This window comes from Povalibacter uvarum, from assembly GCF_014202975.1.
Taxonomy (GTDB): Bacteria; Pseudomonadota; Gammaproteobacteria; order Steroidobacterales; family Steroidobacteraceae; genus Steroidobacter; species Steroidobacter uvarum.
This window is the reverse complement of the sequence record NZ_JACHHZ010000002.1, coordinates 265533-278551: the sequence shown is the minus strand read 5'-3', so window position 1 is coordinate 278551 and position 13019 is coordinate 265533. Positions and strand designations below refer to the sequence as shown.

The window sequence follows — 13019 nt, the reverse complement described above, 5'->3', positions numbered from 1 at the left end:
TCGGCCGCTGAATGTTCGAGGTGGTAGTTCTTGCTTCTGGCTAGCGGCTAACAGCTGGCAGGCTAGCCGGCTGGCCTCAAATCAGCTGCGCATCAATCTCCCCCAGCTTCAGCTCGAACACCTTCTCGATCTGTTCCTTCAGATCCGCGGGCACCGTCTGCAGCGTCGCATCGCGCTGCTTGATCAGCTCTTCGCGCAGCGCGCGCAGGCGGATGCGCTCAGCCGGATCGAGGTCGGGCTTGCAGCGGATGATCTGGAATGGATCGGTGCGTGCGTAGAGCACCGGGATCAGCCAGCGTTTGTTCTGTGCTGCCTTGATGCTGTCGCCCGCGAGCTCCATTCGTACTCGCTGCAGAAATCCCGCCCACTCGACGTTCTTGCGGCCGCCGATGGGAATCTCATGCAGGGCACGCAGTGCGGCCTCGTAGAAGTAGCGGCTCACGATGCGCGTTTCGGTCGTCTTGACCGGCTCGCGCATCGCGATCACGGCAGGGAAGCCGAACTTCACGAGCTGCCACGCAAAGTGCCGCCCGTCGATCGTGTTGGCGGCGCTGTCGCAGCAGTTCAGCGCGATGGCCCAGATGTACTGGTCGCGATCGGCAATCTGGCGGATGTCTTTGGCCGTCAGAAGCACGGAGCCGTGAGCGCTGCTCTGAACGACATCCGCTGCCGTACTGACGGACAGGAACTGCTGATCACCCGAAGAGCCGTGCGCGTAGAGATGCAGGATGTGCGGCGCAAAGGTTGCGATCTCGCTGAGCAAAGCGGGTGCATTCCCCGCGATGATGTGCCACTGCACCGTCACGCCCGGCGGCGGGTCGGCCATGACCGTCGCTTCGAGTTCGGCGGCGCAACTGAAGACTGCTACGACGACAGGCATCTGAGCCGCCGCGGCGGCGAGTCCTGCTTTGATGCTCGCCCATTCCTGGGTCTGCTGTTCGAGTCCGCCGTTCTCCCACCATGCACCGAGCACGCAGGCCAGCCGCAGCGGCGGAACGAAAGGAAATTCGCGTTGCACCCGGTCCTGCTGATCCGCTGGCAGCACGCGGGTTACGGGTGACTGCAGATCGAGCGCCAGGAACGATTTGTTGTGATCGACGAGCGCCTCCCACGGCAACTGGTCGGCGACGGTACTCTCCATCTGCAGCTGCAACGACAGGAAATCCTTGTCCTGCATCTTCATCCATTCGCTCAACCGGCCGGAAATGCCCTGGTGAACCAGCAGGCTGTCGCGCAGCGCTTCGCCAGCCCCCACGATCGTTGCGGCGTCGTCGAAGAGAAATGCCTTGTCGTTCGGCTTGCAGCCCAGCCGCGAGAGCTTGCTGCCCGAAGCCTCGAGACAGAACCAGACGCCCGAACCGTCGTCGGCATCCTGGAAGCGGATGACGGCACGACTCATGACGTCGTTCCTCCGCTCGAGTCCTTGTCATTGCCGCCGCGGCCGGTGTACTTCGCGAGCAGATCGCTCGTGAACTTGAGAGCGGCGAGGATGCCGTCCTCGCGAGCCTTCTCCGCCGGGGAGGTTGGCTCATTCGCGAGGTCCGAGATCGATTTTTCGAGAATGCGTTGCTGCGCGGTCACCCACGGCGCGGGCGCCGGGTTCGGCTCGATGCCGCTGTTGGTTTGTCCGAGCACCGTGTATTCACGGACGAGCCGATCCATGCGGTCGTCCCATTGCTGATTCACCACGCCGGCCCAGGAAGGATGGGTCGAGAGCGCCAGCGCCGGCGAGGCGGGCAGCGGCGCATCCTGGGGAACGAAGACGTAGCGATAGAGCATGGAGAGCGCATTGGCATCGATGTCGGTCCCGATGTCGTGGAAGGCGGTCGGACCGGAGATCGAGCTCGAGATCTGGTGGCAGAGCATGCGCAGCCCAAGATCGCAGCTGTTGAACGGCGGCGAGCTGAAGGCCACCGACCACGCGCCGATCTGTTGCAGGAACATCGCGAGCTCCCGCGTCGATACGATCTCGGCACAGCGCATCTGATCAGTCTGCATCGGCGCTTCGGACAGCCGCAGTCCCGCCTTCGTCCTGCCGAGATAGCCCGTGCAGACGAAGTGCACACCGTCGATGGAGACCTGGCGCAGGCTGTCGCGCATCCAGAGGAGCCAGGGATTCTGGATCTGCGACACCTCGGGCACATCGCTCAGCGTGTTGCTGCCGCCTTCGATCGGACACATTGCCATTTCCGGCGGCGTGTAGACGACCACGCGTCCGCCGAGTCCGAGCGATTCGATCTTCCGCTGCAACAGGCTGGTGAGGGATCGGTGCGTGAACACATGCAGCTGCGCGAGTTGCGGCAGCTGGCGGGGCAATTGCCGGATGAAATCGGTGACGACGACAGCGGGCGAGATGCCCGCGTTCGGCGGCAGGCTGCAGCAATACACGACATCCATCGTCTGTTGCGGCAGCACCGGTCGAACCGACACGACACCGAGTCGCAGGATCGGACGGCGCAGTGCAACGGTCGCGAGCTTCTCCCAGGGCACGCCGGGCAAGTAGCCGTTCGGCGAGTCGAATGCGAGATACAGCGGCTGATCCGGCGGCAGGCGCTCGCGCATGTAGTCCAGCAGCGATGGCGGCAATCGATAGTCCGCCATTCTCAGCAGACGCGCTTCGGAGTAACGCATCGGCACTCCGATCTGCGTCGCGGGAATCGAGATCGAGCCGATCGTTTCGGTGCCGACCGTAAGATCGAAGACCACGTTCGTCGGCTTGCGCGCGTCGTTCGACGGGAAGTCCAGCCGGATGCGACACAACAGCAGCGGCGTGCCCTGGCGATCCCGGACCTGCCGAACGACGTTTGAGATTGCGCTCACAGTAGTCTCTCGCTGGCGATCACACGGCGCGCTGGTCCTGGTCGACGAGCGCCCAGCAGGCGTAGCGGTTGGTGACATCTCCATGGCCGTTGATCCGGCCTTGTGTTCCGTCGAGGGCAACGATCCGTGAGCCCGGCGGAATCGCATAAGCGCCCGCGTCCTGGATCTGCATTCTCACCACGCTGCCGTCGGCGAGCCCCGAAGGCCCGTATCCACCCAGTGCGCAGTAGATGCTCGGAGGCGCACCGGCCGCAATTTCGGCTTCCCCCAGATCCTTCGATCGGCGCAGGGCGAGGTGAAACGTCTCGTGCAGCGGGAAATCCTTGCCGCTGAACGTCGAGTAGAGCGGCCCTTGCAGTCGGTCGAGCGCTGGCTTGAAGCCGCCCGCCTTCTGCGACTTCGGGATGCGCCCGGCCTCGGCGAAGCAGAACTGGTTCACCGCGGGCTGCAGCAGCAGCGCGGATCGGACCTTCTGCTGAAGATTGGCGGTCGAGAGCGCTGCGAGAACGACACGTGCGCCGTACGAATGGCCGATCAAGCGGATCCGGGCGCCCGCGGCTGCGAACTCCTCGAGCAGCGGACGTACCGCGACATTGCCGATGACGCCGGCCCGGTCCTTCATCATATAGACCGTGGCCGTCCGAACGAGATTGCGAGGATCGAGAACTTCGAGCCCCGCCGCCTGCGGTCCCGCGCCATCCTCATCGGCGAAACCGAACTCGCCGTCGATGGCTTCCGCATCGCTGGCCTGCAACGCACGCCAGCTGTCGAGAAGATCGCCCGGATCGGGAAGCGAGTCGCCGGTCTCATCGAAGGAGTCACCATGCAGCGCCGCATGTGCGAGTTGCACGAGTTCCTTCTGTTCGGCGGCGGTTACGCCACCCTTCACGGCAAGCGCGATGAATCGTCGGGCGAGGTCATTGTCGAGCTCGCTCGCGAGATCCGCGATGGCTTCCTTCTGGAACGCGTTGTCTTCGTCGACGCCGGCGAGCTGCGGCCCCTTTTCCCACGGAAACACGAGCACGAGACTCGGCCACTGGATGCCGACGAAGACCGGCTTCCATTCCGGATCGGCCGTTCGTGCTGCGAGAAAGCCGGTGAAGAATCGCTGGAACAGCTCGAGCGAATCGTCGAAGCCGTTGTTCCATCCATGCGCGAAGATGTAGACGTCGCGGTAGTCGTGGGCGCGGACCGCATCGACCAGTGCCTGCCGGGTGGCGGTGCTGTTCGGTGCGCCCTGCTTGTCGAACTGCAGCAGGTACAGCGGGATCCGCCTGCCGCCGGCCTCTATCTCGCTGAATTCGAGCGCCATAGTCGTTCTCCCTCGCGAGCGATGGCTGGGTGCCGCTGCCGCACGCAAGGGTTGAGTTGCGTCGCAGCAGCTAAGATCATCTGCGATCCATGAACTGACGGCATTAAGCGCCTGAAAACCATGCACAACAACATCCCCAAAGGGTCATTGCTCGCGGCCGCCATCGTCGCCGTCGCGTTTTCCCTGCAACCGGCGCAAGCCGCATCCGGCAAAACGATGGCCGAGGTGCTCGCGGCTGCGAAGCCCTCGGACTGGCGACCGATCGATCCGGCGAACACGCTCTATCTGGAGTTGTCGTCCGGGCGGGTGATCATCGAACTGGCTCCGCAATTCGCACCGCAACATGCGGATAACGTGCGGGCACTCGTCCGCGAGAACTACTTCGATGGCCTCGCGATCACGCGCGTGCAGGACAACTTTGTCGTTCAGTGGAGCGACCCCACCAATACCCGCCAGCCGCGGAACGCGAAGAAGACTTTGCCGGCGGAGTTCACGCGACCGGCCAAAGGGCTGTCATTCACCGCATTGCCTGACGTCGATGCTTACGCCGCACAGACCGGCTTCGTCGATGGGTTCCCCGCTGCCCGTGATGGCGATACGGCGTGGGCGGTTCACTGCTACGGCGTACTCGGTGTGGGTCGCGACAACGATGCAAACAGCGGCGGCGGCACGGAGTTGTACGTCGTTATCGGACACGCGCCCCGCCAGCTCGATCGCAACATCACCGTACTCGGGCGAGTCGTTCAGGGGATCGAGTTGTTGTCGGCTCTGCCGCGCGGTCCGGCGCCGATGGGCATGTACGAGAAGCCGGAGCGCAACGTTCCGATCGCGAGCATCCGCCTGGCCGCTGATGTTCCCGAGTCGCAACGCGTGAAACTCGAAGCGCTGCGCACCGATACCCCGACGTTCATGGACCTGATCGAGTCGCGTCGCAATCGCCGTGACGAGTGGTACAAAGTGCCGGCGGGCCGCATCGATGTGTGCAATGTGCCGTTGCCGGTCCGGGTGGCGAACTGAGGTCAGGCCGGAGGCAATGCCTGGGGCACGCGACCGCGATCGATCTCCGAGTGATACAGCCGCACCATCAGCGCCCGGGCGATCTGCTCGGGCAGAAACGGGATGTGGATGTTGTCGCGCATGGCGCCACCGCCAGCCGTGTCGATGGAAACACTGGCCATGCGATGGCGACGATCGAAGGGCGATTCCGCGAAATGCACTGACTGCAGCCGATTGCGCGGCGCGACGATGAGACGTCGCGTCAGCCAGCCGTAGCGGAACATCACGGCGTCGTCCGTCAGGGCCCACCGGGTATTCGTGACAAACACGTGCGCCCGCCACCAGGCGATCGGGAGTAAGACGGCGAGCACGGCGGGAATCCATCCCATGCCCGGCCTGAATGGCGCTTCGGGCACGAGGTGCAGTGTCAGTGCGGTCAACGCAGCGAAGAACACGCCGAAGTAGACGCTCTTGCGGAAGATGCGACCGCGCGCACGCGGTGCTAGCGGTTGCCAGTTTGGTGACGCGGTGAAATCGACATCGGGCAGCGCGGTGGCAATCAGTGTCTGCGCCATGTCAGGAGTACAGATCGGCGCGAGCCAGCGCGTGCGCGTTTGCGACTGCTGTTTGCCTTCTTCGGAAACCCCGCTGTCGCCCGCGAGATCGACTCGCACGGAGACCCGGCCGAAGAATCGATGCAGCAACGTCTGCGTCTGGTGAATGGACTGGATGCGACGCACCCGCAGTGTCAGTGCGAGCCGCGTCAGCAAACCATGATGAACGCGAAAGTCGTCGCTGTGGCGGCTCAGCGTGAAATCAAACAGCGTCACGAAGGCGATCGCGACCGACAGGATTCGCATGGCGATCAACGCGGAAATCAGGCCGAACACGCCGATCGCTGCCTGCATCGCAAATCCCAGGGCGGCGAAGTCGTGCAGTGGAGCATCGAGCCAGCTCGCTGCGTTGCGCATCACGAGCTCGAAAGCCCCGCCCTGTGCGAGGAAGCCGACGAGGGCGGCGACGACGAGCATCCCGCGATTGTCGATGAGGCCGAAGCGCACGAGCTCGATCGGCGGCAGTCGCAACAGCACCTCGTCGGCAGTCGGGGCGACTGCTTGCGGGGCGGGCTGTCCGGTAGCGGCTTTCTCTGCTCGATGACTGAAGACCTGTTCGCGCAGTTCCTGAACTGCATCCAGGCTCAGAACGCGAATGGATGCTTCAGCCTTGCCGCCCGTGGATGTCGCGATGCTGGCCTGGGCGACTCCGAGGAGCCGGTGCAACAGGCCGCGCTCGATGTCGATGTTCTCGATCCGCGCATAGTCGATCTGGCGAACGTTGCGGAAGAACAGACCGTCGCGAATCACGAGACCACGGGGCCCGAACCCGTAACGATAGATCCACTGTTTCCAGAGCGCTCCGATGAGTAGCGGCACGACGGCTACCAGTCCCCACATCTCGTCGTCGCGCGCGCCAAGGAAAACGAGGAATGCCAGCGGGACGATGAAGTTCTTGATGTAGTTGGTGAGCGAGAACAGCCAGGACAGCGGATGCAGGCGATGCTGCGGCTCGAACGTCAGCGATTCAGACGCCACTGGCCGAGCTCCCTTCCAGCAGGGCATCGCGCAACGAGAGTGCGTCAGCGTGCGCAAGCCCTGACAGTTCGATCATCGTGTGCCGGCTTCCGGCGGTGTAGAGCTTCAGAGTGCCGACGCCATAGCGCCGCTGCAGCGGTCCCTGCGAGACGTCGGTGTGCTGGATGCGTACCCGGGGCAATGCGATCCGCGAACGCCAGAAAACGCCGCGCTCGATGACGATGCCGGTCTCGTCCGCGCCATAGCGAAGGTGGCGGTAGTACGCCGTGGGCCAGAGCCAGGTCACGAGAAGACCGGCGAGGAGAATGGCGCCGGTCGCACCCCAGGGCGTTCGCCCCGAATTCACGAGCATGAGCGTAACGCTGACAGCGGGAATGAGCGTGGCGATGATCCACTGCCAGCGCCAAACGCTGATGGTGGCTCGGTCGACGTGTTCGGTCGGCATGCTGCGGTCGTCTGACGATCGTGAGGTGATCGTGGGGATCTTCTCCGATCGCAAGAGCAAGCTCAACGTGGCTCCCCTATTTCTTGCTGAGCTTCCGATCGTCGAGCTCCAGCGAGCGGCCGATGATTTCACGCATGATTTCGTTGCTGCCGGCGAGGATGCGGCTGATGCGGGCGCCCGTGTACATGCGGCAGATCGGGTACTCCTCCATGTAGCCGGCGCCGCCATGGAGCTGGACGCATTCATCGACGACGCGGCCTTCGAGCTCGGTGGTCAGCAATTTGACCTTCGCCGCGCCGACCGGGTCGAGCCGCCCGGCGTTGTGCTCGATCACGCAGTGATCGACGTACACCTGCATGGCATCGATTTCCGCACGCATCTGCGCGAGCTTGAACCGGGAATTCTGGAATGTGCCGATGGGCTGGCCGAAAGCCTTGCGGTCCTTGACGAACTGCAGCGTCACATCGAATGCGTTCTGGGCGAGCGTGATGGCGCCGGCGGCGGTGATGAGTCGTTCCTCCGCGAGGAAATGCGTGAGGAAGTGGAAGCCCTTGCCCGGCTCGCCGAGCACGTTGGTCTTCGGGACTCTGACGTTGTTGAAGAACAGCTCTGAGGTGTCCTGCGCCTTCAGGCCCATCTTCTTCAGGTTGCGACCGCGCTCGAATCCTTCCATGCCGCGCTCGACGATGAAGAGTCCGAGGCCGTGACGCTTTTCGGGGTCGGTGCGGGCGACGACGATGAAAACGTCACCGATCTGGCCGTTGGAGATATAGATCTTCGAGCCGTTCAGCAGCCAGTGATCGCCTTTGTCCTCCGCCCGCGTCTTGATGCCCGCGAGATCGCTGCCTGCGCCAGGCTCGGTCATCGCGATGCCGAGGATGGATTCGCCGCTGATGCACTTCGGCAGCAATCGCGCCTTCTGCTCTTCGGTGCCGAGGTGGCCGATGTACGGGGCCACCAGTCGCGAGTGCAGCGTCATGAAGAAGCCGCCTTCGCCGTGCCGGCCATTTTCCTCGATGAGGATCTGCTCGTAGCGGAAATCGGTGACACCAGCGCCGCCGTACTTGGGATCCGCCCACATCAGGAGGTAACCCTGTTCACCGGCCTTGCGAAACGCGTCGCGATCGACGAAGCCTTGATCGCGCCACCGCTCGCCGTTCGGGCCGATCTGCGTCTGGAAGAACCGGCGCGCGGAATCGCGGAATTGTTCGTGCTCGGGTTCGAAGAGGTGGCGCATAAGGGAAGGAGGAGCGGTTGGCGGTTGGTGAGAGTACGGAGCGGAAGGAGAGAGGATGAACTAGCTCCGTCATTCCCGCGAAAGCGGGAATCCATCCTGTGTTCCGGATGGATCCCCGCTTTCGCGGGGATGACGAAGTGGGACGGCTTACCTCGGGGACATGCGGATGGCGCCGTCGAGGCGGACGTCTTCGCCGTTGAAGTAGCCGTTGCGGCACATCTCGACGGCGAGCGATGCGTATTCGTCCGGGACGCCGAGACGCTTGGGGAACGGGACGGACGCGGCGAGTGCGGCCTTCACGTTCTCCGGGGCGCCCTGCATGAGCGGAGTGTCGAAGATGCCGGGGAGAATGGTGTTGACGCGGATGCCTTCGCTCATCAGGTCGCGTGCGATCGGCAGCGTCATGCCGACGACGCCGGCCTTCGATGCGGAGTAGGCGGCCTGGCCCATCTGGCCATCTTCCGCGGCGACCGAGGCGGTGTTGATGATGACGCCGCGTTCGCCGAACTGATCGACCGGGGCGAGCGACATCATGCCGGCGGCGGACTTCGCGATGCAGCGGAACGTTCCGATCAGATTGATCTGGATGATCATGTTGAACGCATCGAGCGGGAAGTGCTTGATCTCGCCGCTCGTCTTGTCGCGGCTGGCGGTCTTGAACGCGTTACCCGTGCCGGCGCAGTTGATGAGGATGCGCTCCTGGCCGATCGCTGTGCGAGCCTTCGCGAAGCCAGCATCCACATCCGCATCCGATGTGACGTTGACCTTGCAGAAAACGCCGCCGAGTTCCTTGGCCAGCGCCTCGCCCTTGTCGGCATTCATATCGAAGAGCGCGACCTTCACGCCGTGAGCAGCAAGCGCACGCGCCGTCGAAGCACCGAGACCGGAAGCGCCGCCGGTGATGACGGCGGAAATGGAGGAGTCTAGTTTCATGATGAGTAAGCGCTTAAGTGATGAAGAAACGGGGTGATCACACTCTCTCGACGATCGTCACATTCGCCATGCCGCCGCCTTCGCACATCGTCTGCAGGCCATAGCGTTTGTTGCGTTGGTGGAGTGCGTTGACGAGCGTCGTCATGAGCTTGGTGCCCGAGGCGCCCAATGGATGACCGAGTGCGATGGCGCCGCCGTTGACGTTGAGGCGGTCGGGATTGGCGCCGGTGTATTGCAGCCAGGCAACGGGCACGGAGGCGAAAGCCTCGTTGACTTCGAACAGGTCGATGTCGTCGATCTTCATGCCCGCTTTCTCGAGCGCACGCTGGGTTGCGGGCAGAGGGGCTTCGAGCATGATGACCGGATCGTGTCCCATCACGCTCATGTGATGAATGCGTGCGAGCGGCTGGACGCCGAGTTTCTTCAGTCCCTTTTCATTGGCGATCAGCAGGCCTGAAGCGCCGTCGCAGATCTGGCTCGACGTTGCTGCCGTGATGCGGCCACCTTCGACGAGCAGCTTCACGCTGCGAATGCCGTCGAGGCTGGCGTCGAATCGGATGCCCTCGTCGATCTTGTGCGTGTCGCGACTGCCGTCGGGCAATGTGATCTCCAGCGGAACGATCTCGCGTTCGAAGTGCCCCGCCTTCGTGGCCGCGATCGCGCGCTGATGACTGTTCAGGGCGTACTCATCGAGCGAGTCGCGCGACAGGCCGTACTTCGCCGCCACCATTTCAGCGCCAGTGAACTGACTGAACTGCACGTTCGGATAGCGCGCGCCCATCTGGACGCCCGTGGGCGTGCCGAAACCATTTTTTGCGGGCAGCTGCGTCGACAGGCCCATCGGTACGCGGCTCATGCTTTCCACGCCGGCGGCGATCACGACGTCCATCGTTCCGGACATCACGGCTTGCGCGGCGAAATGCAAAGCCTGTTGGGACGAGCCGCATTGCCGGTCGACCGACGTGCCAGGGACGCTCTCTGGCAATCGTGACGAGAGCACTGCGTTGCGCGCGACATTGAGTGCCTGTTCGCCGACTTGCCCGACGCAGCCGATGATCACGTCTTCGACGATCGCCGGGTCCGCCTTGGCGCGATCGAGGAGTGCATCTAGCACCTTGCCGGCCAGGTCCGCCGGATGCCATGCGGACAGGCGTCCGCCCTTGCGCGCTCCCGCAGTTCTCGCGGCAGCGACGATGTATGCCTGACTCATGAATCCCCCGGTTGGTGCGCGCCAAGGAATCGACGGCGCTTGCATCTCGTGCGGCTAATAGACACCATGCGAAAGAATTAATCAATCGGTTAAGAAACCAGTTGACGCGTGTGTGTTGACTCGGAAACGGGGGGTCGATCGTTCATGAATCCGCGGCGCGTGCGCAAGCCAGCTGCCCGTCGTGCGCCCAGGCGCGCGGGCCGCATTGCGAAAATGGCCCAAGCGCCTGATTTCAATGCGCGGGAGCGGTTGCTGGATACGGCCGGGCAGCTCATGGGCGACCGGCACGCGACGGATGTTTCGCTGAGCGAACTTGCCGAGCACTCAGGGCTCAACTCAGCGCTGGTGAAGTACTACTTCGGCAACAAGGACGGATTGCTGCTCGCGCTCGCGGAGCGGGATGGCGCCGTTGCGTTGAGGGATCTGCAGCAGCTGCTCCAGCAGGATCTGTCGCCGACGGAAAAGCTGCGGCGCCATATCGGCGGGATCATCAACAACTTCTACCGCCGCCCGTACCTGAACCGGCTGCTGCATTCACTGCTGGACAGCCGTCGCGCGGACAGCGCTGCGGCGCGGCAGATCACGAAGACATTCATCGATCCGGTTCTGGAGCTGCAGCGCGAGCTTCTCGACCAGGGCGTCAGGGCCGGCGAGTTCCGCAGCATCGAGCCGATGCTGTTTTACGTGAGCGTGCTCGGCGCCTGCGATCATCTGTTCAATGCGCGCTATGCCTTGCAGCATTTCTCCGGTCGCAGCACCGTGAGCGATGCGGTCCGTGAGCGCTACGTCGCCCATGTCATCGATATTTTCGTCAACGGGATCTCGGCTCGCCCCCGTGGGGGTGCAGTGGCCGATCGACGCACAGGGAAGTCGGTACAACATTCCTCGAAGGGGTAGGCATGCATCCCAGCGTTCACGCTCGCACACAACCCGACAAGCCCGCCTACATCATGGCTGGCAGCGGCGAGGTCGTTACTTATCGTGAGCTCGATGAGCGATCCAATCAGGCTGCGCAGCTGTTCCGCTCGCTGGGCCTGAAGCGCGGCGACGTGGTGGCGGTGTGCCTGGAGAATCATGCGCGCTACCTCGAGATTGCATGGGCCACGCAAAGAACCGGGCTCTACATCGTGTGTATCTCGTCGAAGCTCACCGGGCCGGAAGCGGAATACATCGTGCGCGATTGCGGCGCGAAGGTGTTCATCACGTCGATTGCATTGAAGTCACTCGCCGAACAGATCGGGCCGGTGCTTTCCGATCTGGCGTTTTTCATGGTCGGCGGCGCGGTTGCTTCATGGCGCTCGTGGGAAGAGACATGCGCAACGATGCCGACGACACCCGTCAGCGATGAGAGCGCGGGCACCGACATGCTGTACTCGTCGGGAACGACCGGCCGACCCAAGGGCATCAAGGCCGCATTGCCTGCTGACCCGGTGGACGCGCCGAAGATTCTCACCCAGCTCGTTCGCAAGCTGTACGGTCTCGATTCGAACGCCATCTATCTCTCGCCCGCGCCTCTCTATCACGCTGCTCCCTTGCGCTGGTGCATGACGGTGCAGCAGCTCGGCGGCACAGTGATCGTCATGGAGTCCTTCGATCCGGAGATGGCGCTCGCACTGATCGAGAAGTATCGCATCAGCAGTGCACAGTGGGTTCCCACGCATTTCGTGCGATTGCTGCGTCTGCCGGCGCAGGTGCGCGACCGGTACGACGTATCGTCCCTGCGCTTCGCGATTCATGCTGCCGCGCCTTGTCCGGTCGAAGTGAAGCAGCAGATGATCGATTGGTGGGGACCGATCGTGTACGAGTACTACGCGGGCACGGAAGGCAACGGCATGACCACGATCACCGCAGCCGAGTGGCTCAAGAAGAAAGGATCCGTCGGCCGCGCCGCGTATGGGGAGCTGAAAATCTGCGACGAGTCAGGCGATCCCGTCGGGCCGCGTGTCGAAGGCGCGGTGTACTTCGGCGGCACGCCGCCGTTCGAGTATCACAACGCGCCGGACAAGACACAGGAGTCCAGGAATCAGCACGGCTGGAGCACGCTCGGTGATATCGGCTACGTCGACGAAGACGGCTATCTGTTCCTCACCGATCGCAAAGCGTTCATGATCATCTCGGGCGGCGTGAATATCTACCCGCAGGAAATCGAGAACCTGCTGATCACGCATCCCGCGGTGATGGATGTCGCCGTCGTCGGTGCGCCCGATGCCGAAATGGGAGAGAAGGTCGTTGCCGTCGTGCAGCCTGTCGATTTCGCCGCCGCCGACGCAGCTCTCGCCCAGGAGCTCATGACCTTCGCCCGCGATCGGCTGAGCCACGTGAAAGTTCCACGCCTCATCGAATTCACCCGTGAATTGCCGCGCCATCCGAACGGCAAGCTCTACAAAAGGCTGCTGCGCGACGCGTACTGGGGCCGCCAGGCCCGGATCGTCTGATCCCCTCGTGGCCCTCGCGGCTGCCCCAGGGAACTTGTC

At 63.4% G+C, this 13019-nt stretch carries 11 protein-coding genes; 3 read left to right on the top strand and 8 right to left on the bottom strand.

From position 1 onward, the window contains the following. Positions 1–76 precede the first annotated feature (76 nt). The 3 genes from HNQ60_RS07490 to HNQ60_RS07480 are packed head-to-tail and all read right to left on the bottom strand — an operon-like array spanning position 77 to position 4132. Positions 77–1399: a CHAT domain-containing protein gene (locus HNQ60_RS07490; RefSeq protein WP_184330422.1), complete on the bottom strand. Its 1323-nt coding sequence runs from the start codon at positions 1397–1399 to the stop codon at positions 77–79. Beyond that, positions 1396–2820, bottom strand: coding sequence for a hypothetical protein (locus HNQ60_RS07485; protein WP_184330421.1), 1425 nt, complete (start codon positions 2818–2820; stop codon positions 1396–1398). The genes HNQ60_RS07490 and HNQ60_RS07485 overlap by 4 nt, the downstream gene beginning before the upstream one ends. A 19-nt stretch (positions 2821–2839) precedes the next feature. Then, positions 2840–4132: a hypothetical protein gene (locus HNQ60_RS07480; protein ID WP_184330420.1), complete on the bottom strand. Its 1293-nt coding sequence runs from the start codon at positions 4130–4132 to the stop codon at positions 2840–2842. Between the two features lie 120 nt (positions 4133–4252). Between HNQ60_RS07480 and HNQ60_RS07475 the strand changes: the two genes are divergently transcribed. After that, entirely contained in the window at positions 4253–5149 is an 897-nt protein-coding gene (locus HNQ60_RS07475) for a peptidylprolyl isomerase (RefSeq protein ID WP_184330419.1), read from the top strand. 2 nt (positions 5150–5151) lie between these two features. Here the strand turns inward: HNQ60_RS07475 and HNQ60_RS07470 are convergent, their stop codons facing one another. From HNQ60_RS07470 to HNQ60_RS07450, 5 genes are all read right to left on the bottom strand, one after another. Continuing rightward, positions 5152–6720, bottom strand: coding sequence for a PH domain-containing protein (locus tag HNQ60_RS07470; RefSeq protein ID WP_184330418.1), 1569 nt, complete (start codon positions 6718–6720; stop codon positions 5152–5154). After that, positions 6710–7165: a PH domain-containing protein gene (locus HNQ60_RS07465; RefSeq protein ID WP_184330417.1), complete on the bottom strand. Its 456-nt coding sequence runs from the start codon at positions 7163–7165 to the stop codon at positions 6710–6712. The genes HNQ60_RS07470 and HNQ60_RS07465 overlap by 11 nt, the downstream gene beginning before the upstream one ends. 76 nt (positions 7166–7241) lie before the next feature. Then, on the bottom strand, positions 7242–8402 hold the full coding sequence (locus tag HNQ60_RS07460; protein ID WP_184330416.1) for an acyl-CoA dehydrogenase family protein: 1161 nt from the start codon (positions 8400–8402) through the stop codon (positions 7242–7244). Between the two features lie 147 nt (positions 8403–8549). Then, positions 8550–9335, bottom strand: coding sequence for an SDR family NAD(P)-dependent oxidoreductase (locus HNQ60_RS07455; protein WP_184330415.1), 786 nt, complete (start codon positions 9333–9335; stop codon positions 8550–8552). Between the two features lie 37 nt (positions 9336–9372). Next, the gene (locus tag HNQ60_RS07450; RefSeq protein ID WP_184330414.1) at positions 9373–10545 is read right to left on the bottom strand and encodes an acetyl-CoA C-acetyltransferase; all 1173 of its coding nucleotides are present in this window, start codon (positions 10543–10545) and stop codon (positions 9373–9375) included. Positions 10546–10758: 213 nt separating this feature from the next. Between HNQ60_RS07450 and HNQ60_RS07445 the strand changes: the two genes are divergently transcribed. Both HNQ60_RS07445 and HNQ60_RS07440 read left to right on the top strand, forming a co-directional pair. Beyond that, positions 10759–11442, top strand: a complete 684-nt coding sequence (locus HNQ60_RS07445; RefSeq protein WP_184330413.1) for a TetR family transcriptional regulator — start codon at positions 10759–10761, stop codon at positions 11440–11442. 2 nt (positions 11443–11444) lie between these two features. Next, positions 11445–12980 carry an acyl-CoA synthetase gene (locus tag HNQ60_RS07440; protein WP_184330412.1) on the top strand — a complete coding sequence of 512 codons (1536 nt, stop codon included), beginning with the start codon at positions 11445–11447 and terminating at the stop codon, positions 12978–12980. Positions 12981–13019: the final 39 nt, after the last annotated feature.